This window comes from Acidovorax sp. 56 (genome assembly GCF_002749705.1).
GTDB lineage: Bacteria > Pseudomonadota > Gammaproteobacteria > Burkholderiales > Burkholderiaceae_C > Acidovorax.
Map to the genome: position 1 here is coordinate 4,524,247 of NZ_PEEV01000001.1, position 26,815 is coordinate 4,551,061.

A 26,815-nucleotide genomic window follows, 5' to 3' on the forward strand; every position below is an offset into this window, starting at 1 on the left:
GGTGTGCGGCTGGTTGTGCTGCTCGCCAGCCTGGTTGTGGCCCCTGTGGCCTGGGCGCTGCCTACTTATGACGAGGTGCGCGCCGACTTCCGTCCCTCCGACACCGTCATCCTCTCGGCCGAAGGCGAGGTGCTGCAGCGCCTGCGCACCGATGCCACGGTGCGCCGGGGCCAGTGGGTGCCGCTGGCCGATGTGTCGCCCGCGCTGCGCACGGCGCTGGTGCTGAGCGAAGACAAGCGGTTTTTTGAGCATAGCGGGGTGGACTGGCGCGCGGCATCGGCCGCCGCCTGGGGCAACTTGTGGAACCAGCGCACGCGGGGGGCCAGCACCCTCACCATGCAACTGGCCGGGCTGCTCGATGGGGACTGGCGCCAGGGGCCGGGCGGGCGCTCGGTGGTGCAAAAGATCGGGCAGACGGTGGCGGCGCAGGTGCTGGACCGGCGCTGGCGCAAGGACCAGATTCTGGAGGCCTACCTGAACCTGGTGCCGTTTCGTGGCGAGGTGGTGGGCATTGATGCGCTGAGCCGCACCCTGTTTGGCAAAGCCGCCCATGGCCTGGACGACCGCGAGGCTGCGGTGGCTGCGGCCCTGGTGCGTGCCCCCAATGCCAAGCCCGCCCTGGTGGCGCAGCGGGCCTGCGGTGTGCTGCGTGCCATGCAGCCTGCCACAAAGACTGCCATAACCCAGCCGCGTGCTGCGCAGACCGACTGCGATGCGTTGGAGCTGTTCACCACCGCCGCCGTGCAGCGCCGTGCCTTTGATGCGACCGAGGGCATCGCACCGCACTTTGCGCGCTACGCGTTGCGCCAGCAGGCTGCGAAGGCAACCCAGGCCGCCAGTGCCGGGAACGCTGCTGCCGTGGGTGCCCCCGCCCAGCAGGCGCTGCGCACCACAGTGCGCGCGCCCTTGCAGCGGTTTGCGGTGCAAAGCCTGCAGCAGCAACTGCGCGAGTTGCATGGCCGCAATGTGGAAGATGGCGCCGTGCTGGTGCTGGACAACGCCGCTGGCGCGGTGCTGGCGTGGGTGGGCTCATCAGGCACCTTGAGCCAGGCCAGCGAGGTCGATGGCGTGCTGGCTTTGCGCCAGCCGGGCTCCACGCTCAAGCCGTTTTTGTATGCGCAGGCGATTGCAGAGCGGCGGCTCACAGCGGCGTCGCTGGTGGACGATTCATCGGCGCAGATTGCGACCTCTGGCGGGTTGTACATCCCGCAGAACTACGACCGCCAGTTCAAGGGCTGGGTGTCGGCGCGCACGGCGCTGGCGGCTTCGCTCAATGTGCCTGCGGTGCGCACGCTGGTCATGGTCACGCCCGATGCATTCCACCGCCAGCTGGGGGCACTGGGGTTGCCGCTGCGCGAAAGCGGCGACTACTTTGGCTACAGCCTGGCGCTGGGCAGCCCCGAGGTGCCTCTGCTGCAGCTCACCAACGCGTTCCGTTCACTGGCCAACGGGGGGCGATTCAGCCCCACCACGGCCTTGCCGCCCAGCGCCCGCCCGGTGTTCACGCCAGCGCTCGATCCGCGTGCCGCCTTCATCGTGGGCGACATCTTGTCGGACGGCAACGCCCGCGCCCGCACCTTTGGCACCGACAGCGTGCTGGCCACCCGCTTTTGGACGGCGGTGAAAACCGGCACCAGCAAAGACATGCGCGACAACTGGGCGGTGGGCTGGTCAGAGCGCTACACCGTGGGCGTGTGGGTGGGCAATGCCAGCGGTGCGGCCATGCACGACGTGAGCGGTACCAGCGGCGCGGCCCCGGTGTGGGCGGCGGTGATGGGCTTTTTGCACGCCCGCCAGCCCAGCCGCGCGCCCCGGGCTCCCCAGGGGCTGGTGCAGCAGGCGGTGCGCTTTGGCGCGTCGGGCCCTGCAGAGCCAGGCCGCCGCACGCCCCCCATGCCGCTGGAGGCTGCGCGCCAGGAGTGGTTTGTGCAGGGCACGCAGCAAGCGTTATTTGCTATAAATTATGTAGCTGCTAGCGCTTATTCCATAAGCGATAGTGGCAAAAATAGTCTTAAATCTGCGGAGGCGGCGCCCGAGGCTGCCCGTATCGCGATGCCGGTCCAGGGCACGATCATTGCGCTGGACCCGGACATCCCTCCCCAGGCCCAGCGCCTGCGCCTGAAGGCGAGCGACGACGCGGGCGCCCGCGTGGCATGGCGCATGGATGGCAAAGCGCTGGGCCGGGGGCCGCTGCTGGAATGGCTGCCCTGGCCGGGCCGCCACACGCTGGAGCTGACCGATGCGCAGGGGCGGGTGCTGGACACCGTGCGCTTTGAAGTGCGGGGCGCTGGCGTGGCGCCGGGCGCAACCCAGGCTGCGGCACAGCGCGCGCGCTGACCGTTTGCGCGGCGGGCAAAAAACCGACAAAGCCCGAAAGCCCCCGAAAGAGTCTGCTGATGGCCTCGCAGGGGAATTCGCTCCAACCCTTCGGGCACGGGTCTTTGCGGGCGGTCTGCTGCGCTGCGGTGCTTGCCGGTGGCTGAGCTGAGGGCGGCACTCCGGGCCTCGCATGCCATTGCGCAAAGACCGGTGCGCGACCGCTGGAAGATCGTCCGCAGGCTCTAGGACCCCTCTTGTGCACAGGCGCTTGAACCGGTGCGCCAAGCCGGTGTTTGCCTGCCAATTTGCACCGATGTGGCGTGGCCTGCTCACTACAATGGGGCATCTCTTCTGTGCGCGGCACCGCCTCTCCATGCCTTTCAATCAGCGTCATTCTTGCCAAGGCTGCACTGGCGTTTTGTGCAGCACCCTGCAGGTGCTGCGGGGCACGGCTGCAAGTTAGTCAGGCATGCCGCAGTCTCGCAAGTCCCTCTCTCACCGCCTGCTCTGGCTGGCCTTGTTGCTGTCCCTGGGGATTGGCGCCCTGACGGTGCGTACCCTCTGGACGCTGCGCAACGACGAGTGGAACTACGCCCTGCAGGCCAATGCCAACCTGGTGGGCACCCTGTCGCGCTCGCTGGAGTGGACGCTGGACGCTGTGGACCAATCTTTGCTGAGCGTGGCTTCGGAGCTGGAGCGCGTGAAGGACCTGTCTGCGACCGCGCAGTTGCGCCAGCAAGTGCGTTTTGAAGGCCTGATGCGCCTGCAGGGGCTGGGGGATGTGCTGGTGCTCAACGCCCAGGGTGACATCATTCTGGACTCGGGCTTCAGCGAGCCGCGCAAGGCCAATTTTGCAGACCGCGATTACTTCCGCGCCTTCAAGGACGGGCGGCATGAAGGCCTGTTCATTGGCAAGCCGGTGCCCTCCAGGGTGTCGCAGCTGAACTCGCTGCCCATGGCGCGGGCCTATCACACGCCGGACGGTGCCTTCGCTGGCATTGTGCTGAGCGCGGTGCGCTTGAGTTACTTCAACGAGCTTTTCGCTTCGGTGAACCTGGGCGACAACAGCGGCGTCAACCTGTTCCGGGCCGACGGCATCATCGTGTCGCGCTTTCCCTATGGTGATCTGGACGTGGGCAAGAGCATTGCCGGTTCGGCCAACATGCTGCGCTTCCAAAAAGAAAACCAGGGCTCGTTTGTCGGCCTGGCCGAGCTGGACGGCGTGGAGCGCTCGTACTCCTTCACCCGTGTGGGCCGCTTTCCCCTGATTTTGAATGTGGCGCAGGCCCGCTCCACCATCGAGAGCAAATGGACCCGTTCTGCCTGGGGCCTGGGCATGTTCACGCTGCTGCTGATGCTGTCGTGCATGGCGCTGGCCGTGCTGTTCAGCCGCGAGTTGCAGCGCCGCCAGGCGATCAGTGCCCGGCTGCACCGGGCCGAGCGGGACATGAGCACCATCTTGCACAGCATTCCGTCGGTGGTGGGGTCGTGGGATTCCAACCTGTACAACCGCTTTGGCAACCAGGCGCATGAGATATGGTTTGGCGTGCCGCTGGAGAAGCTGCGCGGCATGCACATGAGCGAGATGCTGGGTTCCAAGCGCTTTGGCTACACCGAACCCCTGCTGCGCAAGGCGCTGGAGGGTGAACCCCAGGTGTTTGAAACCACGTTGACCGACAAGCAGGGCATGGCGCGCCACGTCATCGTTTCCTACACCCCCGAGCGCGATGGCGAGCAGGTGCTTGGCCTGTTCATCCAGCTCACCGACATCACCGACCGCAAGCACATGGAAGACCAGCTGTTCGAGGAAAAGGAGCTGATGCGCCTGACCTTGCAGTCGATTGGCGATGCCGTGGTGTGCTGCAACGCCGCAGGCCACGTGACCTACCTGAACCCCGTGGCACAGCGGTTGACCGGCTGGCAAGGCTTTGATGCGGCGGGCCGTGATGTGGACGATGTCATTCGCCTGCTGCCCACCGATGCGGGGGTGGAGCTGGACAGCCCCCTGCGCACCGCCATGCAGAACGACCGGCCCATGGCGGCCACCCGTGGCGTGGTCGAGCACCGCGCCACCCACCAGCGCTTTGATGTAGAGCTTTCGGCCAGCCCGATTGCCGACCGCCATGGCCACGTGACGGGGGCCGTGGCCGTGTTGCGCGACGTGACGCAGGCCGTGGCCATGGCCGCACGCATGGCGCGGCTGGCGCACTATGACGCGCTGACGGACTTGCCCAACCGGGTGCTGCTGCAAGACCGTGCCCAGCAAGCCATTGCCCAGGCACAGCGCGATGGCAAGCATGTGGGGGTGCTGTACCTGGACCTGGACGGCTTCAAACAAGTCAACGACGCCATGGGCCACGATGTGGGTGACCAACTGCTGGTGCAGTGGGCGCAGCGCCTGCAGGCTGCCGTGCGCCAGACAGACACCGTCTGCCGCCAGGGGGGTGATGAGTTTGTGCTGCTGCTGCCCGGCATTGGCAACGCGCAACAGGCCACAGTGGTGGCCCGCAAAATCATGGCGCAATGCGAGGCACCGTTCATGCTGCAAGGTGTGGCTGTGCCCATGGGCCTGAGCGGCGGGATCAGCCTGTACCCCGAGCATGGGCGCGACCTGGACGAGCTGACCCGCCACGCTGATGCGGCCATGTACGCAGCCAAACAGGCTGGCCGCAACCAGGTGCGCTTGTACGAAGGCACAGGCCAGCCGCCCAGGCTGGTGGTGCAGCAGGCGGCCTTGGCCTGAGATCTTGTTGATGTGACTGCGTACCCGCCGCACGGGTCTGCAGGTGCGTCCTCGGCTTTGGAAATTTGTTGCAAGGCCACGCAAATAATTTTGATGGCCTGGTGCGGTGGCTGCGTCTACCATGCTGCGCTGTCCCCTTACACGGAGTGAGAGCGTGCCTGACCTGTCCAAAATCACCTGTATCGAAGACCTGCGGGTCGTTGCCCAGCGCCGTGTGCCGCGCATGTTCTACGACTATGCGGACTCGGGCTCGTACACCGAAGGCACTTACCGCTCCAATGAGGCCGACTTTCAGGGCATCAAGCTGCGCCAGCGCGTGGCCGTCAACATGGAAGGCCGCAGCACCCGCACCACCATGGTGGGGCAGGACGTGGCCATGCCCGTGGCCATTGCGCCCACGGGCCTCACCGGCATGCAGCACGCTGATGGCGAAATCCTCGGCGCCAAGGCAGCCAAGGCGTTCGGCATCCCGTTCACGCTGTCCACCATGAGCATTTGTTCCATCGAGGACATTGCCGAGCACACGGGCCGCCACCCGTTCTGGTTCCAGGTGTATGTGATGCGCGACCGCGATTTCATCAACCGCCTGATCGACCGCGCCAAGGCCGCCAACTGCTCGGCCCTGCAGCTCACGCTGGACCTGCAGATATTGGGCCAGCGCCACAAGGACATCAAGAACGGCCTCTCGGCCCCGCCCAGGCCCACCCTTGCCAACCTCATCAACCTGGCCACCAAGCCGCGCTGGTGCCTGGGCATGCTGGGTACCAAGCGCCGCAGCTTCGGCAACATCGTGGGCCACGCCAGGGGTGTGGGCGATTTGTCTTCGCTGTCGTCATGGACGGCCGAGCAGTTTGACCCGCAGCTCAACTGGGGCGATGTGGAGTGGATCAAGAAGCGCTGGGGCGGCAAGCTGATCTTGAAGGGCATCATGGATGCCGAAGACGCGCGCCTGGCTGTCAACAGCGGCGCCGATGCGCTCATCGTCAGCAACCACGGTGGCCGCCAGCTCGACGGTGCACCATCGTCCATCGCCGCGCTGCCTCACATTGCAGAAGCCGCAGGCAAAGACATCGAGGTGTGGATGGACGGCGGCATTCGCAGCGGGCAAGACGTGCTCAAGGCCCGCGCGCTGGGCGCGCAGGGCACGCTGATCGGCCGCAGTTTTCTGTATGGCCTGGGCGCGTATGGTGAGGCAGGTGTGACGCGCGCGCTGCAGATCATCCAGAAAGAGCTGGACATCACCATGGCGTTTTGCGGTCACACCAATATCAACAACGTCGACAGTAGCGTGCTGTTGCCGGGCACCATTCCTCGCCTTTGACTTGATTGAGAAGGCGATGGCGCCGTTGACAAGCCGACCTGCTGCCAGCCCCGCTTAAAGCGGGGCTTGTGCTTTCAGGCACCGGTCAGGGCGATGCGGCCCGCAGGGCTTGTCAAGACGCGGCCTTCCAGAGGATGTAGTCGGCCTGGTACTTCACCACTTGCTTTTGCCCCACGTTGCCAGCAGCGCAAGCCATGGCGGGTGCCACGCCGCCCTGGGTGGCCACGCGCTGGATGTAGGTCACGCCCTGCATTGCGCCCATGCCCATGGCGGGGTTGGCCTTGACCAGTTGGAGCGGGATGTTGCCCGCACCTGCGGGGGCCACTGCCACCTGCGTGGCCGTGACCTTGGAGCCGTCGTTGCTCTCCCAGGTGGCCGGTGGGCCAAAGTAGCGGCCTATGGCTTTGCCTGCGCGGTCCATCAGCTGGGCATCGGGCCCCACAAACACCCACTCAAAGTCGCTGGGCATGTCTTTCTTGGCCCGGCACTCGTAGGTGATGCTGCCCGTGCCCACGGTTTCCAGGGCAACGCGTTGGCCTGCCGGCACTTGCACTGCAGCGGGCAAGGTGCTCTGGTTGAACGCAGGCATCGGGGTGGCGGGGGCCATGGAGCCACAGGCCGTCAGGGCGGCGGCGGCCAGCAGGGTCGTGGCGATCAAAGGGGTGCGTGCTTGCATGGTGGCTTCCTTGGGACGGGTTGGGATAGGGCGCACCGAAATCGCGCTGCAGGCTGGGTGGTCCATACGCTCAAGGCGGGCTCTGCAGCATTTTTTCCAGTGACGAAGGGCTATACGCAGGCCGATGGAGAGTGGATTCAAAAAATGCTCTTTTTGAACATTCTTTTGAAAAGCGGTGTGGGTGAGACCCTTGCGTTGAATCCAAAGGGGTGCTGTGCCCGTATCCGTTGTGCAGGCATTGGCCGGTTCGGGTGAGGTAGCCATGCGCCTTAACTTGGCAATGGACGACCGTGGTGTCTGCAAGGGCGCTTATCCAAGACAATGGGCGCATGAGCACCCTCCACCCCGATCGCGAACTCATGGAACTCATCGACCGCGTGGCAGCGCAAGACGACTCGGCCCTCAAGGCCTTGTATGAGCGCACTTCGTCCAAACTGTTTGGTTTGGCGCTGCGCATCGTGCGCCAGCGCGATGCCGCAGAAGACGTGCTGCAGGACGCCTTTGTGGCCATCTGGCGCGGGGCGGGCAGCTACCGCGCGTCGCTCAGTCCGCCCATGGCCTGGATGGGGCTCATCGTGCGCAGCCGGGCACTGGATGCCCTGCGCAAGCGCACAACCGACCGCAGCGATGTGACCGATGAACTGGACGACCTGTTGTCGGACACGCTGGAGGGCGACGGCGCCAACCCCATGGACGTGACCGAGGCCAGCGAGCAGGCTTTCGCGCTGCACCAATGCCTTGCCAAGCTCGATGGCAAGCAGCGCGAAGTCGTCAGCCTGGCGTATCTGCGCGACCAAAGCCATGGCGAGCTGGCCGAGCAGCTCAAGCTGCCGCTGGGCACCGTCAAGACCTGGATACGGCGTGGGCTGGACCAGTTGCGCAACTGCATGGCGCGTTACGTGTGAGAGGCCCTCTGCTGTGAACATCACCCAACACCCTGAACTGCTGCAGCGCCTGGCGGCCAGCTACGCCCTGGGCACGCTGCGCGGCGGCGCGCGCCGCCGTTTTGAATCCCTGGCCCGCGAACACGCCAGCGTGCGCGCTGCAGCGCTGGTGTGGCAAACCCACTGGTCCGGCCTGGCCGAGCTGCAGCCGGGCAGCACGCCAGACCCGGCGGTGTGGGTGCGCATCCATAACCTGGTGCAGGCCGACAAAGCCCAGCACGCCATGGTGGCAGCACGCATGGAACGCACGGCAGGCCCTGAGCCCATGGGCTGGTGGCGTGCCCTGTGGGTGTGGCGCGGCGCGGCTTTGGCAGGGGCCGTGGCCACCCTGGCGGCGGTGGTGGTTGGCCTGCAAGCCCATGGCGGCCTGCAGGCCACCACCAGCGCACAGATTGCCGCATTGCAGCAACAGCTGCAAGCCACGCCGCAGATTCAGTACGTGGCGGTGCTGGCCGACGACAAGGCCGATGCCTCCATGTTGGTGACCTTCGACCCGACAAACCACAAGCTGGTGTTGCAGAGGGTGGGGGGCTTTCAGGAAGGAGCGAACCAATCTTTGCAACTGTGGGCGCTGCCCCCAGCGGGCGGCCCCCGCTCGCTGGGTGTGCTGGGGCATGAAAAGTTGCTCACCCTCACGGCGGGAGAGAGGGACGTTCAGCAGGTTCCCACCCTGGCCATCAGCCTGGAGCCCAAAGGAGGCGTACCCAGCGAGACAGGCCCCACTGGGCCGGTGCTGTTCAAGGGCGCGCTCATTCAGCGTGTGCTGTAGCGCGGCCTGAGGGCAAGGTACTTGCCCGAACCGGCAAAGACTGCCGGCAGGTGCTTAGAGCGGCTAAAAAACTCAGCGAAGCGGCCGTGGCTAGGCGTTTCGCCGCAGGCAGTACAAGCAGTACGACGAGGCGGGACAACGACGCCAGGGGAGTTTTTTGAGTCGCTCTTACCGCAAGAGCGGCAGCGACGGCGGCATGTCCGACACCTTGAAAACCGCCACCACCCGCACCAGGTCTGATGCCCGCTGACGCAGGCCATCGGCGCTGGCAGACGACTCCTCCACCAGGGCTGCGTTTTGTTGGGTGGAATGGTCGATGCTCTCCAGCGCCTGGCTCAAGGCCTGCACGCCACTGGCCTGGCGGGTGCTGGCGTCGTTGATCTCCGCCATGATCTGGTCCACGCGCTGCACCGCGTCCACGATGTGCGTCATGGTGTTGCCTGCCTGGGTGACCAGCGACGAGCCCAGTTGCACATGGGCCGAGCTGGCCTGGATCAGCGCACCAATCTCCTTGGCCGCCTGGGCACTGCGCTGTGCCAGGGCGCGCACCTCGCTGGCCACCACCGCAAAGCCCCTGCCTTGTTCGCCTGCGCGGGCGGCTTCCACCGCAGCGTTCAGCGCCAAGATGTTGGTCTGGAAGGCAATGCTGTCGATGACCGCAATGATGTCGGTGATCTTGGCCGAAGCGCTAGCGATGTCCGACATGGTGGTCACCACCCGCTTGACCACATCGCCCCCTTCTTGCGCTACGCCGGATGCCCGGCCAGCCAGCTGCTTGGCCTCGTTGGCGCTTTCCGCATTGCGTTGCACCGTGGTGTTGATGTCTTCCATGGTGCCCACGGTTTGCTGGATGGAGGTGGCTTGTTGTTCCGTGCGTACGGACAAATCCTGGTTGCCGGCAGCAATCTCGTGGCTGGCGTTGGAAACCCCTTCCGCCGCCATCCGTACCTTGGAGACCACGTCCGTCAATGAGCTTCCCATTTCTTGCAGGGAGAGCAGCAGTGGGGTGAATTCGTCATTGCCGGTATCGCTGGCGTGGGTGGTCAAGTCCCCACTGGCAGCCCGCTGTGCAATCGTGCTGGCTGCACCAATGCGCTTGCGAAGTAACTTGCGCAGCCACCAAGCAAAGCCACTGAGCAAGACCACAATGGCGCTGAGCGCGCACAACTGCAGTACCAGTGTCAGGTTGACCGCATCACGGATGCTTTGGATGTCTTCTGTCAGTGCTTCAGTCTGGTACTCCACCGCGCTTTCCAGCCCACTGAGCAAGGCATTGCGCGCCGGAATCGTCTCTTTCACCAGGAAATCAAACGCCTGGTCCTTTTGCCCTTGGGTAATGAGCTGCACATTCTTCTCGCCCACGGCCCAGAACGCATCGTTCAGTTGGGGGATGGCCTTGAACACTGCACGCCCCTTGTCTGAGAACAGGCGGCGTTCGTAGTCGCGCAGCAACTCGTTCACCATCGTCCGTTTTGCGGCCACGTCGTCCAAGGCTGTTTGCTGTTCTGCAGGGGTGCGCGCCAGCATGGCATGGCGCAACTGCAAGGATGCGCGCGTGATGTTCAGCTCAATCGCACCGGCCACACGCAGTTGCTGTACGCGGCTGTCTTTGGTGTGCTGCGCGGTCTCTTCCACGGCCGTGAGCTTGGCGTAGCTGAAACCGCCAAAGGCGATCACGGTGCTGGCAAGCCCCGCAATCATCCAGCCAAGTCGTTTTGTGATTCCCATGGAGGCTCCGTACTGCAATCTGTGGAATGATGGCAAATGATAGATGTATTAGGTTTAAAATGCAATCATTGTTATAAATATGATAATTTTGAAATGTGTTGCCTTGGGCTAGCGATCCATAGCAAGCCGCTGAAAGTGCTTTGGGCGAACCGAGCGGGACGCGTTTTCGGGGCGAAATCTGTGGCCCCAGCCTGGGCCAGGCACGACTGACTGGATGTGTGTAGGGACGTATGACTATGATGTGGACACCGTTACAAACGGTAGTGAATGGGGCGATCTGACATGGTGCTGCCTGTAACTCCTGCTTTCTCCTGCCAGAGGGACGTTTGTGCGGCGTGGGGGCTGTTACCCACGCCCCATCGGCGTCTGTCCTTGCCGCCGAGGTGTGCTGCATGAGCCAGAGCATTCTGATCGTGGACGACAACACCGGCATGGTCCAGCTGATGGCGCGCATGCTCAAAGGGGTTGCCCGTCTGCGTTTTGCCACCCGGGGGGATGAGGCGCTGAAATTGATGCTGGAGTCCGCCCCCGATTTGGTGTTGCTGGACGCAGAGATGCCGGGCATGAGCGGCTATGAAGTGTGTGAGGCCATCCGCGCTGACGCCACGCTGGCCGATATCCCGGTCATTTTTGTGACGGGCCATGGCGAGACCGATGCCGAAGTGCGAGGGCTGGAGGCGGGGGCGGTGGATTTCATCACCAAACCGGTGAATGAAGCGCTGCTGCTGGCCCGTGTGCGCACGCAACTGCGTCTGAAGTCCATGGCCGACGAGTTGCGCAGCATGGCCACCACCGATGGCCTGACCGGGTTGGCCAACAGGCGCCATTTTGATGAGTTGATGCGACGCGAGTGGCAGCGCTGTGCCCGTACCGGCAGTTCGATTGCGCTGTTGATGGCGGACATCGACCATTTCAAACGCTACAACGACAGCTATGGGCACCCTGGCGGGGATGCCTGCCTGCAGGCGGTGGCCAAGGCCTTGACTTTGGTGGCCCGGCGCCCTGCCGACCGGGTGGGGCGTTTGGGGGGCGAGGAGTTTGTGGTGCTGTTGCCTGACACCGATGTGGCCGGAGGGCAGGAGGTGGCCGAGCATGCCGTCAAACTGATACAGGCGTTGGCGTTGCCGCATGTGGCCTCGCTCACGGCGGAGCACGTCACCATCAGTGTGGGCGTGGCGGTGTGCACCGGACAGGACATGGCCCGGCATGACCCGCAGTCGCTCTATAGCGCGGCCGACCATGCCTTGTACGCCGCGAAGGCGCAAGGGCGCAACCGCTGGGCCGCTGAGGTCATGGGCTGAACCATGATCCGCTACCGGCGCGACACCGTCGCCATGCCCATGGGGTCTGTGGACCGGACGATTCTGATGTCCACGATGGTGCTGTGCCTGACCCTTGCCGTGGCGGCTTTCGCCTACATCCACCAGCAACAGCAAAACATCCAGGAGGTGGGTGAACGGTTTGACCGCCTCAAGAACCGTGTGCTGGGGGAGGTGGGTTTGCGCATGCGGCTGTATGAATATGGCCTGCAGGGCACGCGCGGCATGATGGCTGCGGTAGGGGAAGACCTGAGCTGGTCCTCTTTTGCCCGCTACAGCGCAAGCCGTGATTTTGAGAGCGAGTTTCCCGGAGCCCGCGGCTTTGGCTTTATCCGCAAGGTGACGGCGGACGACCGGGCGCACTTTATGCGCCGGGCCCAAGACGAAATGGGGCCTGACTTTGAGGTACGGCAGTTGCAACCGCATGTGGGTGACAGCTACATCATCCAGTACATCGAGCCCATGGAGCGCAACCTGCGGGTGTTGGGCCTGGACATTGCTTCCGAACCCGTGCGCAGGGCCACCGCCGTGGCGGCCATGCGGTCGGGTAAGACCACGCTCAGCGCGCCTGTCAACCTGATGCAGGACACGCAGGCGGGCTCTTCGGGGCTGTTGCTGGTGTTGCCGATGTACCGCTATGGCATGCCCACCAACACCGAGGCTGGCCGCGAACTGGCCTTGCTGGGCTGGGTGTATGCGCCCTTGCAAATGGATGAAGTGCTGCGCAACCTGGATGCCGAAGAGGCCTTTTTTTCCATGTCGCTGCGCGATCGCCTGGCCTCATCGGATGCGTGGCTTTACGGCGGAGAGCTGGCACCCGTGGCAGGCTTCCCCAAGCAGCCGCTGGCGTTGTTGGAGCTGTTTGGCCGGGAGTGGGAAGTCAACCTGCAGCCCACCCAGGAGTTTGTGGACTCTTTGCATTTGCAAGAGCCACAGCGCAAGGCAACGGAGGCCGGCCTGTTTGCCCTGTTGGCCTCGGCCCTGGTGGTCTCGATGGTGTACCTCGGGCAACGCAACCGGGTGCAGCGGCTGGAGCAGGCGCGTCGCGCAGCGATTGTGGAGGGGTCAGACGACGCCATCATTGTGCAAACCCTGCAAGGCGTGATCACCGACTGGAACGACGGTGCCCGCAGGTTGTTTGGCTACGCTGCAGCCGATGTGCTGGGGCACACGGCGCAAGAGCTGCTGGTGCCTGTGCATCTCAAGGCCGAGGACGAATCCATGCTGGCACGGGTGGCCCAAGGCGAGCATGTCAAAGCCTACGAAACCGTGCGCAGCCACCGCGACGGCAGCTTGGTCGAGGTCTCGATTTCGGCCGGGCCCATTGTGGATGCCGATGGCCGCGTGGTGGGCCTTGCCAAGACCTTGCGCGATGTGCGCGAATCGCGGGCCGCGGCGCGGCGCGTGGCCGAACTCAATGCCACCCTGGAAGACCAGGTGCGCGAACGCACGGGCGACCTGGAGACGGCGCGGCACGCGTTGCAGACGGTGCTGGACGCCATGCCCTCGCAGATCGGGTACTGGGGCCGCGACCTGCGCAATCAGGTGGCCAACCGCGCTTACGGCGACTGGTTTCACATTGACCCTGCCACGGTACGTGGCATGCACCTGAGCGAGCTGATTGGGCAGGACATGTTTGCCATTTCGCTGGCCCACGCCGAAGCCGCCCTGAGCGGCGAAGCCCGCAGCTTTGAGCAAACCCGCCCAGCCACTGCCACCGAGCCCGCCCGCCACATGCTGGTGCACTACCTGCCTGACACGCAGGACGGTGCCGTCAAAGGTTTTTATGCCTTTGTGCATGACGTGACCGAGCTGACTGAAAGCCGCATGCAGTTGGCAGCCGCCCAGCGCGATAACGTTGCGCTGCTGCAAACACTGAACCAGCACGCGATTGTGTCGGTGGCCGACCGCACGGGCCGCATCATCGAAGTGAACGATGCTTTCTGCCACATCTCGGGTTTCCACCGGCAAGAGCTTCTGGGGCAGAACCACCGCATCGTGAACTCGGGCGAGCACGACCGCGCCTTCTGGGTCAGCATGTGGCGCACCATCAGCAGTGGCCAAAGCTGGCGCGAAGAGGTTTGCAACCGTGCCAAGGACGGCACGCTGTACTGGGTAGACAGCGTGGTGGCGCCGTTCATGGATGCGTACGGGCGGGTCGAGAAGTACGTCTCCATCCGCACTGACATCACCAACCGCAAACGCACCGAGCTGGAGCTGCAGCGCACTTTGGCCCTGTTGCGCGCGGTGCTGGAGGCTTCGACCCAGGTGGCCATTGTGGCCACAGACCCCCGGGGCGTGGTGTCGCTGCTCAACCGAGGGGCAGAGCTTTTGCTGGACACGCACGCCGACAAAGTGGTCGGGCAAACGAATGCGCTGGCCTTCTTTGAAGCCGATGTCCCTGCGAAAGATGCCCAGCCCATGGGCGACGAAACGGATGGCGCAGGCGAGTTTGGAGCGCTGCGCCGTGTGGCCCAGTTCCACCAGGCCACGCAGGACCCGCAGACGCAGTGGTTCATGCGGCGGGCCGATGGCGTGCGGGTGCCCGTGTCGCTGGCGGTGACGCGCATGCAGGACGCCAACGGCCAGTTCACCGGCTACCTGGGCATTGCCTCAGACATCCGTTTGCGGCTGGAGCAAGAGCAGTCGCTGCGCGTGGCCATGCAGCAGGCCAACGCGGCCAACGAAGCGAAGAGCCGTTTCCTGGCCAACATGAGCCATGAAATCCGCACCCCCATGAATGCGGTGCTGGGCCTGTCGTACCTGCTGGCGCGCACCGCGCTGGACGAGGAGCAGCAGGGCATGCTTCGGCGTGTGCAGGTGGCCAGCAAGGCCCTGCTGGCGGTCATCAACGACATCCTGGACCTCTCCAAAATCGAGGCCGGTGAGATGGCCCTGGAGCGGGTGCCTGTGGACGTGAACCAGGTTGTGCGCGATGTGGCCGCCCTGATTGACATGCAGGCCCGCGAAAAGGGCGTGGCCTTTGTGGTGGACGTGAACGAACCCGTGCCCCAGCCGCTGGAGGGAGACAGCACCCGCTTGCAGCAGATCCTGATCAACCTGCTGAGCAACGCCATGAAGTTCACCGAGCGTGGCGAAGTGCGCCTGACGGTGCGCCACGAAGCGTTGGGCAGCGGCACCTTCCGGGTGCAAATGAGCGTGAGCGACACCGGCATTGGCATTGCCGAAGACGCTTGCAAGCGCCTGTTTGCCCCGTTTGTGCAGGCCGATTTGTCGACCACCCGCCGCTATGGCGGCACTGGGCTGGGGCTGTCCATCGTCAAGCAACTGGTCGAGATGATGCATGGCACGGTGGAAGTGCACAGCAAGGTAGGCCAGGGAAGCCGCTTTGTCGTCACGTTGCCCATGCACCGGAGCATGGGGCTGCTGCTGCACCGCGAAGCAGCGCCCTCTCTGCCCATGGGGCAGGGGCTGCCGGGCGTGCGCTTGCTGGTGGTGGACGACAACGAAACCAACCAGGAAATTGCGGCCCGCATCCTGCAGGCAGAAGGTGCCGAGGTGGGTGTGGCAGGGCATGGCCAGGCCGCGCTGGATTTGCTGCTGGCCCGCCCGCAGGGCTTTGATGCCGTGCTGATGGACGTGCACATGCCCGTGCTCAATGGGCTGGATGCCACCCGGCAGATTCGCTCCACCCCGAGCCTGGCGGGCTTGCCCGTCATCGGGCTCACGGCTGGGGTGTCTTTGTCGGAGCAGACCGAGGCCATCGGTGCGGGCATGAACGCGGTGGTGGGCAAACCGTTTGACCCGCCCGTGCTGGTGCGAACCCTGTGGCGCTGTCTGCCCGGGCTGGCGCAGCGCGCGGGCGTGGCGGCCGATGCCAATCCGCCCGCCAGCCCGCAGCCCGTGCCCCCTGACTGGCCCACGCTGCCCGGCGTATCGGCTGCACAGTCGCATGCGCGGCTCAAGGGGCATGCGCCGCTGCTGTGGCAATTGGCCCGGCGCATCGTGGCCTGCGTGGGCGGCCTGCCCGCGTTGTCCGCAGCGCCCACCCCGCAGGAGATAGACGCCTTGAAGCTGCCCTTGCACGATCTCAAGGGCATGGCAGGCTCGGTGGGCGCACAGGCGCTGCACGCCCTGGCATCGCAAGCCGAAGACGCCGCGCGCCAGCAGCAGCCCGAGGTGCTTGCCAAGGTGCTTGCGCAGGTGCAGCCCGCATTGCAGGGCTGGGAGGCGGCGTTGGCGCAGTCCCAGCCCGAGGTGGCCCATGCGCCTGCCCGCCAGAGCGCAGACACGCCTGCCCTTGACCCTGCCACGCTGGCGCGCATCGGCCCGCTGCGCGCTGCCTTGCAGCACCGCGACCTGGCCGCGCTGGACGAGTGGGACGCTCTGGCCCCCGCCTTGGCCCATGTGCTGGGCCCCGAGCGGCAGGCCGCACTGCAGCAGCACCTGGATGCCCTGGCATTTGATGAAGCCCTGGCCCTGCTGGACAGCGCCTTGCCTACCGAAGACCTATCGGCTTTCTGAGGCGCTGGCGTTTTTTTGCGCCCCGTTGAATCCATGCCGCAATGGCTTGCGTATTCAAGAGGTGTGCCTAGTGTCCTGCGTTGGAAGTTCGTTGATGAAATAAAGAGGTCGAAATCGTCGTCAGGCAAGGCGCAAACCGCAGCGATAGCCGTAGCGATCGCGAGGATTTGCAACGCAGCATGGCGGCGATGCTCGGCATCTTTATGAAACGAATCTCCAACTCGGGGCACTCGCATGTGCAGTGCCTCTTTCCTGCTTTGGTTCAACCTGTCTGCCCTTGCTTCAGGAGCTTTTCGATGAAAAAACACCTTCTCCCCCTGCTCCTCACTGCCGGTGCACTGGCCGCGGGCGCCGCCCAGGCCGACACGGGCAAGCTGCTGCTCACCGGGGGCGTCAGCTCCATCACCGGCAGTGCTGGCGGCGGCATCACGCCCTGGGCGGTGATTGGCACCAACGCCACCGAGGGGGAGCTGGGCGTGAGCAGCTACGCCATGCGTGCAGGCACGCAGGACTACGCTCTCACCAGCTACGGCGTGGCGCTAGGCTACAAAGACCGGGTGGAGCTGTCGCTGGCACGGCAAGACTTTGACGCCGCACCCGCCTTTGCCTTGAACGGCATTGCCCCCTTTGGCGTGGTGCCGGGCCAGCACATCCAGATGGACGTGCTGGGCCTGAAGGTGAGGCTGGCGGGCGACGCTATTTTGGATGCCGACACCTGGATGCCGCAGATCGCCGTGGGGCTGGAGCACAAACAGGTGCGCCCGGGTTCGCTGCAATCGGTGCTCGACTTTTTGGGCACCCAAACCAGCGGCACCGATGTGTATGTGAGCGCCACCAAGCTGCTGCTGGGCCAGGGCCTGCTGCTCAATGGCACGCTGCGCTACACCAATGCCAACCAAAACGGCCTGCTGGGCTTTGGCTCGGCAGCGCCTGGCAAAAACCGCCGCAGCCTGCAGCCCGAGTTCTCCATCGCCTACCTGCTGCGGCCCAACCTGGCCGTGGGGGCCGAATACCGCTTCAAGCCCAACAACCTGCAGGCGCTGGGCGCTGCGGCAGGCCTGGGTGCTGCGCTGCGCGAGGACGACTGGAAGGACCTCTTCATCGCCTGGGCGCCCAGCAAGAACGTGTCACTCACGCTGGCCTACGTCGATCTGGGCCGCATCGTGCCCGGCGTCACCCGTGACCGGCGCCAGACGGGTTACTACCTCTCGGCCCAGGTGGCGTTCTAGTCCTCTTCTCTAGCCGCTTTTGCTCGCTTTGCCATCCACGCGACCCGACCTTTGGAGCACACCATGAACACCCACCATTCCCCCTGGGTTTTGGCCGCAGCCCTGCTGCTGGCCTTGCCCGCCACCGCACAACAATCGCCCGCCGCACCAGCCATGGCACGCGCCGCTGCGCCTGCCCCCGCCGGGCTGTACCAGGCGCTGGGCGAAAAGCCTGGCATTGCCCGGCTGATGGACGACTTTGTGGACCGCGCCGTCCAGGACCCGCGCATTGGCGCGCACTTCAAGGACACCAAGCCCGCAGCCCTCAAAGAGAGCCTCACAGACCAGATCTGCCAGATCAGCGGGGGGCCTTGCCAATATGAAGGCGCTGACATGAAATCAGCCCATGCCGACATGGACATCACCAAGGGCCACTTCAATGCCTTGGTGGAAGTGCTGCAAGCCGCCATGCACGCCCAGGGCATACCGTTCGCTCAGCAAAACCGCCTGTTGGCGCTGCTGGCGCCCATGCACCGCGACATCATTACCCAGCGGTGACACCATGAAATCATTGTCTGTTGCTATGCTTTTTGTAGCTTCTAGCGCTTGTGTATCAAGCGCTAGCGCCGGAAATGTTCAAATCCAGGTGCTGGACAGGGATGGCAAGCCCGTGCCCGATGCCGTGGTGGTGCTGTACCCCGCTGCGGGCGGCAGCGCGCCCAGCCTGTTGCAGGCCAGCCCCACCATCGAACAAGAGCGCATGCGCTTTGTGCCCGCCCTCACGGTGGTGGCGCCGGGCACCACCATCCGTTTCACCAACCAGGACCGGTGGGACCACCATGTCCGCGGCAATGCCGCCGGGCCTGTGCCCACCGGGGCTGCGGCCAATGAAGGGTTTGAACTGCGGCTGGCGGGCAAGCAAGACGGCCAGCCTGCCCAGTCAGCAGATGTTGCGCTGCGCAGCCCCGGCGTGTTCTTGCTGGGCTGCCACCTGCACGGCTCTATGCGTGGGCATGTGTTTGTGACCGACTCGGCCTGGACGCTGAAGACCGATGCCGACGGCATTGCCCGCTTTGCCAGCGTGCCCGACGGGGCCGCCCAGCTGCGTGTGTGGCATGCCGAGCAGCTGGTGGACTTGCCCCGCAAGGGCCTGCAGGTGCAGGCCACCCCGGTGCTTGAAACGATGCAGCTGAGCGTGGTGCCGCGCCCACGCCGCCCCGCGCCAGCCCCGGCTGCGGCGGTGCCGAGTGGCAGCGGCACGGCGCCGCATGCGCATTACTGAAAGGGATTGCTCGCCACCGTACGCCACCCGGTGGCCCTTGCAGGGCCGGTGATGGCGATGCTGATGGCGCTTAGCGGCCGTCGGCGGGTCAGCGCTCGATGGTCTTGTTCCAGCGCGCGTTCCAGGCGGGGCGGTTGGCGTTGATGCTGTCCCAGTCCAGCGTCACGGCGTTCTTCATCCACTGGTTGATCTTGCCCACCTGTTCGGCGCCATCACCCACCACGGGCGCTTGCGGGTTGGTGGGGATTTGCGCGCCAAACTGCAGCACGTTGGCCTGGGCCAGGGGGCTCAGCAAAAATTCCGCCAGCTTCTGGGCCAGTTCGGGCTCGCTGTTCTTGGCGATGACGCACTGGGCGGTGAGCAGCACCACCGAGCCCTCTTTGGGCTGGGCGTACTCCACCGGAATGCCCTTGATCTTGAGCGCCGCCACGCCGGTGGGGGTGAGTGGGAAGAGGGCCGCTTCACCCGTCTGCACCATCTCCGAAATCTTGGCCGAGCTGGGGATGTACTCCAGCACATTGGGGCCAATCGTCTTGGCCCAGTTGGTAAAGCCTGGCTCCACGTTCTTGTCATTGCCGCCCTGGATACGGTTGAACATCAAAAAGCCGTGCAGCCCGAACGACGACGACGGCATGGACTGGAACACCACCTTGCCCTTGTACTTGGGGTCGGCAAAGTCCATCCACGACGTAGGCGCGGCCCAGCCCTTTTCGGCAAACATCTTGGTGTTGTAGGCGATGCCGGTCATGCCCAGGCTCACGCCGCTGGCCAGGTCGTCCTTGAAGCGGGCGGCGGGGTAGATGTCGTTCAGGTGCGGGTTGGGCTTTTGCTTTTCGCACAGGCCCATTCCCATGGCGCGCACCATGATGCCGTCGTCCAGAAACATCACGTGCATCTGCGGCTTGTCCTTGTTGGCCTGGGCCTTCGCCAGGATGTCCGAGGACGTGCCAGGCACCACCACCACCTTCACGCCATGCAGCTTCTCGAACGCCGGGAACACGTACTGCGTGTACGCCTTCTCCATGGTGCCGCCATTCATGCCGATGTACAGCGTTTTGGTCTGCGCGGTGGCGGTGCCTGCGGCGGCCACGGCGGTCAGTGCAGCGGCCGTCACAAGGGCGCGGCGGGTGCGGCTGGCAATGCGGGGGGAGAAGGTCATGGTGGTTTCCTTTCTGGTGGGGAGGGGAGTTTTGTCGGTGGCAAACGGGGTCAGTGGGCAGCGGCAGTGCTGGCCACGTCAGCCACCGTCGTTGGGAGAAATCGCTCAATCGCAAAGGCATCAATCGGCGTGGTGCTGCGGCCATCGCGTGCCAGCTCGGCCAGCACCTCGCCCACGCCGGGGCCAATCTGAAAGCCCGCACCGGCAAAGCCAAAGCCATGGATCAGGCCGGGCGTGGTGTGGCTCTTGCCCAGCACCGGCTGGCGGTCAGGCAGATAGCCTTCGGTGCCGCTCCAGGTGCGAATGAAGTGCGCGTTCTTGAGGGCGGGCAGCAGCTCCACCGCCTGCACTGCCAGGGTCGAGATGGCGCTGCGCTCGGAGCGGGCGCGGTCGGCATCCAGCGCCACACCTGCGCCGCCGCCCAGCACCAGATTGCCGCGCGCCACCTGTCGGCAGTAGATGCCGCCGCCTTCCACACCCAGGCTCCAGTGCATGAAAAAGGGCAGGGGCTCGGTCACGGCCATGGCCGGATGGCCGGAGTGAATGGGCACGGCCTCGCCAAACTGCGCGGCCAGCGCACCGGCCCAGGCACCAGCGCAGTTGATGAGCACGGGCGCACGCACCGCCACGGTGGTGCCGGAGCGCACGGTAAACAGCTGCCCGTCGTGCTCCACCGAGGTCATTGGTGTGCGCTCCAGAATCTGCGCGCCCGCGCGCTTGGCCGCCAGCGCAAACGCGGGCGACACCAGGCGTGGGTTGGCCTGACCGTCGTCGGGGCACAGCGAGCCACCCACGGCGCGCCCGCCCAGCCAAGGGCAGCGCTCGCGCAGCGTGGAGCCGGAGATCAGTTGAATGCCCAGGTCGAAGTCGCGGCTCAGGTTGGCATAGGCCTCCAGCGCGGCCATGTCCGCCTCGCTGCGCCCGATCTTGAAGTGCCCGCTGCGTTGGTACTCGCCATCGGTGCCAACCAGCGCGGGCAGGTCGGCCCACACCTGGTGGGCGCGCTGCGCCAGCGGCAGCTGGCTCACAGGGCGGCCCTGGCGGCGCACGCCGCCGTAGTTCACGCCGCTGGAGCGCGAGCCGCACAGGTCGCGCTCCAGCAGCACCACGGCCACACCTTTGCGGCGCAGTGCCAGTGCGGCCGATGCACCCATGATGCCGCCGCCCACAATGGCAACGTCGGTGTCGATGGTTCGGGTGGCGGTCATGCGCTGGCCTCCGCCTGGGCTTGCAGGTGGATGGGAATGGGCTTGATCGGCGCCTGTCCGCGCAGCCGCCCCACCTGATCGATAGGCTTGCCTGTGGCTTGGGCCAGGATTTCTGCAGCGGCCACACCGCACATACGGCCCTGGCAGCGGCCCATGCCCACGCGGGTCAGGGCCTTGAGTCGGTTCAGTTCGTCGGCCCCAGCATCGTGGGCACAGGCGCGCAGCTCACCGGCTGTGATGTTCTCGCAGCGGCACACCAGCAGCGCGTCGGGCGCGTGGGCCGCCCAGTTGGTGGGGAAGGGGAAGGCGCGCTCCAGCCCTTGGCGGAATGGCATCAGCTTGGTCAGCTTGCGTTCCAGCTCCGCCGCGCGTGCAGTGTCCACCTTCACGCCGTGGTCAGCCAGCAGCGCCAGCGCAGCGCGCTCGCCCGCCCATTCGGCCGCATCGGCGCCCATGATGCCCGCGCCATCCCCCGCCAGGTACACACCGGCCACGCTGGTGCGGCCTGCCCCGTCGCGCTCGGGCAGGTGGGCTCGGTGCATGGGTGCCCAGGCAAAGCGGCAGCCCAGCAGGTCGGCCAGTTGGGTTTCGGACCGCAGGGCATAGCCAAAGCCCACGGCATCGCACTGCACGGTGTGCTCGGCCTGGCCGTCGCTCCACACCACGGCGTTGACCCGTGTGTCGCCCTCCACGCGAACAGGCCGCACGCCGGTGTGCACCGCCACGCCGTGCGCGCGCAGCCAGCCCACGTAGTACACCCCTTTAGCCAGCACGGCGGGCTGCGTCAGCATGCCGGGCAGGGCGGCCAGCTGGTCGGCAAATCGGGCGGTGTCTAGCACTGCAGCCACCTTCACGCCCGCCTTGGCGCCTGCCTTGGCATATTGGTACGCCACCAGGTACAGCAGCGGCCCGGTGCCCATCAGCACCACGTTGCGGCCGATGGTGCAGCCCTGGAACTTGAGCGCCACCTGCGCGCCCCCCAGCGTGTACACGCCAGGCAGCGTCCAGCCCGGCACGGGCAGCACGCGGTCGGTGGCGCCGCTGGCCACGATGAGCTGGCCGTAGGACACCGTGCGCGTGGTCTGTGCGGGGCCATGCAGCACATCGAGCTGGCCACCCTGGGCGTTCCACACCAGGCTGTTGGGTTGGTAGTCGATGTGGGCGGCCAGGCCATCCAGCGTGCTGTGCAATGCCGTGGCGCGTGATGCTTCGGTGCCGTACAGCGTTTGCGGGCTGCGGGCAAAGTGGGCAGGCGGGCGACGGTAGATCTGCCCGCCGCCGCGCGCGGCCTCGTCGATCACCATGGGCCGCACGCCATGCGCCACCAGGGTTTGCGCCGCGCGAATGCCCGCAGGGCCTGCGCCCACGATCACGGGTTGCAAGGTGGGGGCGGTCATGCGGCCCCTCCGGTAGTCAGTTGCATGCCCGTCTGGATGAAGGTGGCGCAAGACCGTAGGCGTTCGCCGGTAGCCGTCATCACCCAGCAGTCCTGGCACGCGCCCATCAGGCAAAAGCCTGCGCGCGGCTCGTGGCTGAACTCGTTGCGGCGCAATTGGGCGCGGTGGGTGAGGATGGCCGTGAGCACCGTGTCGCCTTCGAGCGCAGCGGCGGGTTCGCCATCGAGTAAGAAGGGCACGGGGGCACGGTCTTTTTCGGCCACGCGGTGGAGCAGGGCTGTGTTCACAGTCATGGAAGTCGTGCCCATTTATTTGCGCCCTACGAGCACGCGGTCCAAGCCGTACACCCGGTCGAGAATCACCATCGCGCAGGCCGTCAGGGCCACCATCAGTGCCGACACCGCAGCCATCAGCGGGTCAATCGATTCGGTGGCGTACATGTACATGCGCACCGGCAGCGTCACCGTGCTGGGCGAGGTGACAAAGATCGACATGGTCACTTCGTCAAAGCTGTTGATGAAAGCCAGCATCCACCCGCCCGTCACGCCGGGCAGGATCATCGGCAACGTGATGCGCGTGAACACCGTGGCCTGGCTGGCGCCTAGCGACAGGGCTGCATGCTCGGCACTGCGGTCAAACCCCACCAGTGCAGCCACCACCAGCCGCAGGGTGTAAGGCGTGACGATGAGCGCATGCGCAAACACCAGCCAGCCAAAGCTGCCCGTGCCGCCCAGCAGCGCAAACAGCCGCAGCAGGGCCACACCCAGCACCAGGTGCGGAATGATCAGTGGCGAGAGGAACAAGCCATTCAAAAAGCCGCGCCCCGCAAATTCGTAGCGCGTGATGGCAATGCCCGCAGGCACGGCCAGCACCGTGGCCAGCGTGGCCGAGGCCAGCGCCAGCCACAGGCTGTTCCAGAACGACTGCACAAAGTCCGAATGCTCGAACACCGCCTTGAACCAGCGCAGCGAGAACTCGGTGGTGGGCAGCGTAAGCGTGTTGTGCGGCGTGAACGCCACGATGCACACCACCAGCAAGGGGGCGAGCATGAAGGTGATGACCAGCGCGTTGAATGCGAGGGCGAGAGGGCCGTTCTTTTGCATCGTGCTCACCCGAGAGATTTTTTGTAGCGGCCTTCAACCAATCGGTTGTAGCTCAGCATGACCACCAGGTTGGCCACCAGCAGCGTCAGCGCAATGGCGGCGCCCAGGGGCCAGTTCAGCTCGTGCAGGTACTCGTCGTACACCACCGTGGCCACCATCTTCAGCCGTCGCCCGCCCAGCAGGCCTGGAATGGCGAACGAGCTGGCCGCGAGGCCGAATACGATGAGGCTGCCGGACAGGATGCCGGGCAGCACCTGCGGCAACACAATGCGCCGCAGCGTGGTGAAGGGCGAGGCCTGCAGCGATAGCGCCGCGTTTTCCACACCCGGGTCCAGCTTCTGCAGCGAGGTCCACACGGGGATCACCATGAAGGGCAGCATCACATGCACCAGGGCGATGACCACCGCGATCTCGGTGTAGAGCATCTTCACCGGGCCAAATCCCAGCAGCCCGAATAGCCCGTTCACCAGCCCCTCCGGCCCCAGCAGCATGCTCCAGCCAAAGGCCCGCACCACCACCGACACCAGCAGCGGCGCGAGCACCACCAGCAGCAGGATGGAACGCCACGGGCTGCCCATGCGGCTCAGGATGTAGGCCTCGGGTGCGCCAATGGCCACGCAGATCAGCGTGACCAGCCCCGCAATCCAGAACGTGCGCCAGAAGATCGTGTGGTAATACGAATCGGTGAACACATGGGCGTAATGCTCCAGCGTGAACTTACCCGCCTTCACCCCGGTCGCCGGGTCGAACGCGTTGAACGACAGCACGGCCGTGAGCGCCAGCGGCACCAGCAGCAGCACCGTGAACAGCACCAGCGCCGGGCCTGACAGCCACCAGGGCGCAGCCTTTTTGTGCAGCAAGGTGGTGGCCAGGCTCATGGCGCCACCTCGGCGGCGGTGTCTTCGGCCTCCAGCTCGGCCAGGGCGGTTTCATCGGCGGGCAGCAGGCGCATGCAGTGGTCGGGCCAGTCCACGCCCGTGCGCTCACCCTCGGCCAGCGCGGCGCGGCCGTCGTTGGGTGCCAGCACCATCAGGTCGCCCACGGGCGTGCCCACGCGGTACAGCCACTGGCTTCCCAAAAAGAAGCGCTCGCACACCTCACCATCAAGCCGGCCTTGCACGGCGGGTACCAGTTGCACCTTTTCAGGCCGCACGCTCAGCAGCACGGCGGCGCCGGGGCGGTAGCGGGCGCCGTTGATTTCCACCGTCAGCCCACCCACGGCCACATGCGTGTGGGTGCCATTGGCATGCGTTACCTTGCCCGGCAACAGGTTGGCCTTGCCCACAAAGGTGGAGATAAAGCGGGTGCGCGGGTGCTCGTACACGCGGTGCGGGTGGTCGATCTGCGTGGCGCGGCCTGCCTCCATCACCACCACACGGTCGCTGATGGACATGGCCTCGCTCTGGTCGTGCGTGACCATGATGGTGGTGGTGCCCACCTTGCGCTGGATCTGCCGCAGCTCAAACTGCATCTCCTCACGCAGCTTGGCGTCGAGGTTGGACAGGGGCTCGTCCAGCAGCAGCACGGGCGGCTCGATCACCAGCGCACGGGCCAGGGCCACCCGCTGGCGCTGGCCGCCCGACAACTCGCGCGGGTAGCGCGCGGCGTGCTTTTCCAGGTGCACCAGGGCCAGGGCCTGGGCCACGCGCTCGGCGCGCTCGGCCTTGGGCACCTTGCGCATTTCCAGCCCAAAGCTCACGTTGGCCGCCACCGTCATGTGGGGGAACAGCGCATAGCTCTGGAACACGATGCCCAGCCCGCGCGTGTTGGCCTTGGCGTGGGTGATGTCCTTGCCATCGAGCTCAATGCGCCCGCTGGTCACCGCTTCAAACCCCGCCACCATCTGCAGCGTGGTCGTCTTGCCGCAGCCCGAAGGCCCCAGCAGCGACACAAATTCACCCTTTTGCACCGTGAGGTTCATGGCCTGCACCGCGCAGGTGCTGCCATAGAACTTGGTCACATCCGTGAGCTTGAGAAACGACATGGCGAAAGCCTTTCCGGTGGTGGCATCGCACGGGTTGCCTGGGGGCGGTGCGTGCCACCTGCTGTGGAGTTGCATGGAGGGGCTGCGGGCCTTTGGTGTGCTTGCACCGGGGTGGTGCAAGTGCCATACAAAAGCTGGAACAGCCGCTCGATTCAATTGAATCTATTGCAATAAACAAACCAGAATGCTTCGGGTATTCCATTAAACAGAATTTTTATTAAATTTATTCCGTTCAATGAAATATGATGCCTTCAGTTTGATCAACGAATTCCACAGGAGCGAGGTATGGAAGCCGCATCCACCGCCACCGGCGGCGTACCCCGGGTGTTTGCCGTCATCCGGGCCCTGTCGGCCGTGCAGGCCGAGGGCGGGCGAGTCACCCAATTGGCGCGTGCCGTGGGCCTCACGCAAGGCACCACGCACCGTTTGCTGCAATCGCTGGTGGCAGAGGGCATGGTCGAGCAGGACGAGCGCAGCAAGCTCTACCGCCTGAGCATGGATTTCTTCGCCCTGGCTGCCAAAGCGGGCAACCCCGGCGACCTGCGCAGCCTGTGCCGCCCCGCGCTGCTGCGCCTGTGCGCCAGCCTGGGTGACAGCATCTTTCTCTTGGTGCGCAGCGGGTTCGATGCCGTGTGCCTGGACCGCAGCGAAGGCCCGTTCCCCATCCGCTCGTTCACCGGCGACATCGGTGGCCGCGTGGCCCTGGGCGTGGGGCAGGGCGCGCTGGCCATCCTGGCCTTCTTGCCCGAGGCCGAGCGCGAAGAGGTCATCCGCTTCAACCTGTCCCGCGTGCGCGAGTACGGTGTGTTTGACGAGGTGTACCTGCGCACCGAAATCGAGCGCGTGCGCCAACTGGGCTACGCGGGCCGCAACACCGGCTTGCTCGAAGGCATGGCCGGTGTGGCCGTGCCCATCCTGGACCGCGAAGGCCGCGCGGTGGCGGCGCTGAGCGTGGGCACCATCTCAGCGCGATTGAACGACGACCGCCTGCCCACGGTGGTGGAGTTGCTCAAGCGCGAAGCGGCGGCGATTGGGCCGAAGATCAATCCGTTTGATGTGACGTTGAGGCGGCCTGCGCAGAGTTTGTCGGGTGGGGCGACGCTGGGTCAGGTGATTGGGTCGGCGGGGTAGGCGGGAGACGGTTGTGGGCCCTGAACAGTCCGTCTCAAA

Annotated in this window: 20 protein-coding genes; 11 read left to right on the forward strand and 9 right to left on the reverse strand. The window is 65.4% G+C overall.

Going from position 1 to position 26,815, the window contains the following annotated elements:
• Window positions 1-3 precede the first annotated feature (3 nt).
• From pbpC to CLU88_RS20075, 3 genes are all read left to right on the forward strand, one after another.
• Entirely contained in the window at window positions 4-2,337 is a 2,334-nt protein-coding gene (gene pbpC / locus CLU88_RS20065) for a penicillin-binding protein 1C (protein ID WP_099659031.1), read from the forward strand.
• 451 nt (window positions 2,338-2,788) lie between these two features.
• Window positions 2,789-5,062 (forward strand): diguanylate cyclase domain-containing protein, encoded by a 2,274-nt coding sequence (locus tag CLU88_RS20070; protein ID WP_099658111.1) that lies wholly within the window; start codon window positions 2,789-2,791, stop codon window positions 5,060-5,062.
• A gap of 154 nt (window positions 5,063-5,216) precedes the next feature.
• On the forward strand, window positions 5,217-6,383 hold the full coding sequence (locus CLU88_RS20075; protein ID WP_099658112.1) for an alpha-hydroxy acid oxidase: 1,167 nt from the start codon (window positions 5,217-5,219) through the stop codon (window positions 6,381-6,383).
• A 112-nt stretch (window positions 6,384-6,495) separates the two neighbouring features.
• Here CLU88_RS20075 and CLU88_RS20080 read toward each other — a convergent pair whose 3' ends face one another.
• On the reverse strand, window positions 6,496-7,059 hold the full coding sequence (locus tag CLU88_RS20080; protein WP_099659032.1) for a DUF3455 domain-containing protein: 564 nt from the start codon (window positions 7,057-7,059) through the stop codon (window positions 6,496-6,498).
• Between the two features lie 329 nt (window positions 7,060-7,388).
• On the opposite strand from CLU88_RS20080, the gene CLU88_RS20085 reads away from it, so the two are divergent.
• Together CLU88_RS20085 and CLU88_RS20090 are read left to right on the forward strand one after the other, a co-directional pair.
• Window positions 7,389-7,964, forward strand: coding sequence for a sigma-70 family RNA polymerase sigma factor (locus CLU88_RS20085; RefSeq protein ID WP_099658113.1), 576 nt, complete (start codon window positions 7,389-7,391; stop codon window positions 7,962-7,964).
• 13 nt (window positions 7,965-7,977) lie between these two features.
• Window positions 7,978-8,772 (forward strand): anti-sigma factor domain-containing protein, encoded by a 795-nt coding sequence (locus CLU88_RS20090; RefSeq protein ID WP_099658114.1) that lies wholly within the window; start codon window positions 7,978-7,980, stop codon window positions 8,770-8,772.
• Window positions 8,773-8,940: 168 nt separating this feature from the next.
• Here the strand turns inward: CLU88_RS20090 and CLU88_RS20095 are convergent, their stop codons facing one another.
• Window positions 8,941-10,500, reverse strand: coding sequence for a methyl-accepting chemotaxis protein (locus tag CLU88_RS20095; RefSeq protein ID WP_099658115.1), 1,560 nt, complete (start codon window positions 10,498-10,500; stop codon window positions 8,941-8,943).
• Between the two features lie 392 nt (window positions 10,501-10,892).
• Here CLU88_RS20095 and CLU88_RS20100 point away from each other — a divergent pair, with 392 nt between their 5' ends.
• The 5 genes from CLU88_RS20100 to CLU88_RS20120 all read left to right on the forward strand — a co-directional run bounded on the left by CLU88_RS20100 (window position 10,893) and on the right by CLU88_RS20120 (window position 18,794).
• Window positions 10,893-11,801 carry a diguanylate cyclase domain-containing protein gene (locus tag CLU88_RS20100; protein WP_099658116.1) on the forward strand — a complete coding sequence of 303 codons (909 nt, stop codon included), beginning with the start codon at window positions 10,893-10,895 and terminating at the stop codon, window positions 11,799-11,801.
• 3 nt (window positions 11,802-11,804) lie between these two features.
• Complete coding sequence (locus CLU88_RS20105) at window positions 11,805-16,304, forward strand: PAS domain S-box protein (protein WP_099658117.1); 4,500 nt, start codon at window positions 11,805-11,807, stop codon at window positions 16,302-16,304.
• Between the two features lie 296 nt (window positions 16,305-16,600).
• Window positions 16,601-17,533: a DUF3034 family protein gene (locus CLU88_RS20110; RefSeq protein ID WP_099658118.1), complete on the forward strand. Its 933-nt coding sequence runs from the start codon at window positions 16,601-16,603 to the stop codon at window positions 17,531-17,533.
• Between the two features lie 63 nt (window positions 17,534-17,596).
• Window positions 17,597-18,070, forward strand: a complete 474-nt coding sequence (locus CLU88_RS20115; RefSeq protein ID WP_099659033.1) for a group 1 truncated hemoglobin — start codon at window positions 17,597-17,599, stop codon at window positions 18,068-18,070.
• Window positions 18,071-18,158: 88 nt separating this feature from the next.
• A complete protein-coding gene (locus tag CLU88_RS20120; protein ID WP_099658119.1) occupies window positions 18,159-18,794 on the forward strand; it encodes a plastocyanin in 636 nt (211 codons plus the stop codon).
• Between the two features lie 88 nt (window positions 18,795-18,882).
• On the opposite strand, the gene CLU88_RS20125 is transcribed toward CLU88_RS20120, so the two are convergent.
• Genes CLU88_RS20125 through CLU88_RS20155 form a run of 7 tightly spaced genes read right to left on the reverse strand, consistent with a single transcriptional unit; the run spans window position 18,883 to window position 25,645 of the window.
• Complete coding sequence (locus CLU88_RS20125; protein ID WP_099658120.1) at window positions 18,883-19,953, reverse strand: ABC transporter substrate-binding protein; 1,071 nt, start codon at window positions 19,951-19,953, stop codon at window positions 18,883-18,885.
• A 50-nt stretch (window positions 19,954-20,003) separates the two neighbouring features.
• Window positions 20,004-21,161 carry an FAD-binding oxidoreductase gene (locus tag CLU88_RS20130; protein WP_099658121.1) on the reverse strand — a complete coding sequence of 386 codons (1,158 nt, stop codon included), beginning with the start codon at window positions 21,159-21,161 and terminating at the stop codon, window positions 20,004-20,006.
• Complete coding sequence (locus CLU88_RS20135) at window positions 21,158-22,558, reverse strand: NAD(P)/FAD-dependent oxidoreductase (protein WP_099658122.1); 1,401 nt, start codon at window positions 22,556-22,558, stop codon at window positions 21,158-21,160. Before CLU88_RS20135 ends, CLU88_RS20130 begins: the two co-directional genes overlap by 4 nt.
• Window positions 22,555-22,851, reverse strand: coding sequence for a (2Fe-2S)-binding protein (locus CLU88_RS20140; RefSeq protein ID WP_233205537.1), 297 nt, complete (start codon window positions 22,849-22,851; stop codon window positions 22,555-22,557). The genes CLU88_RS20135 and CLU88_RS20140 overlap by 4 nt, the downstream gene beginning before the upstream one ends.
• A gap of 15 nt (window positions 22,852-22,866) precedes the next feature.
• Window positions 22,867-23,661 carry an ABC transporter permease gene (locus CLU88_RS20145; RefSeq protein ID WP_056061258.1) on the reverse strand — a complete coding sequence of 265 codons (795 nt, stop codon included), beginning with the start codon at window positions 23,659-23,661 and terminating at the stop codon, window positions 22,867-22,869.
• 5 nt (window positions 23,662-23,666) lie between these two features.
• Window positions 23,667-24,539, reverse strand: coding sequence for an ABC transporter permease (locus tag CLU88_RS20150; protein ID WP_099658124.1), 873 nt, complete (start codon window positions 24,537-24,539; stop codon window positions 23,667-23,669).
• Window positions 24,536-25,645: an ABC transporter ATP-binding protein gene (locus CLU88_RS20155; RefSeq protein ID WP_099658125.1), complete on the reverse strand. Its 1,110-nt coding sequence runs from the start codon at window positions 25,643-25,645 to the stop codon at window positions 24,536-24,538. The genes CLU88_RS20150 and CLU88_RS20155 overlap by 4 nt, the downstream gene beginning before the upstream one ends.
• A 285-nt stretch (window positions 25,646-25,930) precedes the next feature.
• On the opposite strand from CLU88_RS20155, the gene CLU88_RS20160 reads away from it, so the two are divergent.
• Window positions 25,931-26,776, forward strand: coding sequence for an IclR family transcriptional regulator (locus CLU88_RS20160; protein WP_099658126.1), 846 nt, complete (start codon window positions 25,931-25,933; stop codon window positions 26,774-26,776).
• Window positions 26,777-26,815: the final 39 nt, after the last annotated feature.

What these genes read in the sequence shown, in the direction of transcription:
- CLU88_RS20070 (WP_099658111.1), top strand. Translation starts at nt 2,789, where the DNA reads ATGCCGCAGTCTCGCAAGTCCCTCTCTCACCGCCTGCTCTGGCTGGCC.
- CLU88_RS20080 (WP_099659032.1), bottom strand. Translation starts at nt 7,059, where the DNA reads ATGCAAGCACGCACCCCTTTGATCGCCACGACCCTGCTGGCCGCCGCC.
- CLU88_RS20085 (WP_099658113.1), top strand. Translation starts at nt 7,389, where the DNA reads ATGAGCACCCTCCACCCCGATCGCGAACTCATGGAACTCATCGACCGC.
- CLU88_RS20095 (WP_099658115.1), bottom strand. Translation starts at nt 10,500, where the DNA reads ATGGGAATCACAAAACGACTTGGCTGGATGATTGCGGGGCTTGCCAGC.
- CLU88_RS20100 (WP_099658116.1), top strand. Translation starts at nt 10,893, where the DNA reads ATGAGCCAGAGCATTCTGATCGTGGACGACAACACCGGCATGGTCCAG.
- CLU88_RS20105 (WP_099658117.1), top strand. Translation starts at nt 11,805, where the DNA reads ATGATCCGCTACCGGCGCGACACCGTCGCCATGCCCATGGGGTCTGTG.
- CLU88_RS20110 (WP_099658118.1), top strand. Translation starts at nt 16,601, where the DNA reads ATGAAAAAACACCTTCTCCCCCTGCTCCTCACTGCCGGTGCACTGGCC.
- CLU88_RS20115 (WP_099659033.1), top strand. Translation starts at nt 17,597, where the DNA reads ATGAACACCCACCATTCCCCCTGGGTTTTGGCCGCAGCCCTGCTGCTG.
- CLU88_RS20125 (WP_099658120.1), bottom strand. Translation starts at nt 19,953, where the DNA reads ATGACCTTCTCCCCCCGCATTGCCAGCCGCACCCGCCGCGCCCTTGTG.
- CLU88_RS20130 (WP_099658121.1), bottom strand. Translation starts at nt 21,161, where the DNA reads ATGACCGCCACCCGAACCATCGACACCGACGTTGCCATTGTGGGCGGC.
- CLU88_RS20135 (WP_099658122.1), bottom strand. Translation starts at nt 22,558, where the DNA reads ATGACCGCCCCCACCTTGCAACCCGTGATCGTGGGCGCAGGCCCTGCG.
- CLU88_RS20140 (WP_233205537.1), bottom strand. Translation starts at nt 22,851, where the DNA reads ATGACTGTGAACACAGCCCTGCTCCACCGCGTGGCCGAAAAAGACCGT.
- CLU88_RS20145 (WP_056061258.1), bottom strand. Translation starts at nt 23,661, where the DNA reads ATGCAAAAGAACGGCCCTCTCGCCCTCGCATTCAACGCGCTGGTCATC.
- CLU88_RS20150 (WP_099658124.1), bottom strand. Translation starts at nt 24,539, where the DNA reads ATGAGCCTGGCCACCACCTTGCTGCACAAAAAGGCTGCGCCCTGGTGG.
- CLU88_RS20155 (WP_099658125.1), bottom strand. Translation starts at nt 25,645, where the DNA reads ATGTCGTTTCTCAAGCTCACGGATGTGACCAAGTTCTATGGCAGCACC.
- CLU88_RS20160 (WP_099658126.1), top strand. Translation starts at nt 25,931, where the DNA reads ATGGAAGCCGCATCCACCGCCACCGGCGGCGTACCCCGGGTGTTTGCC.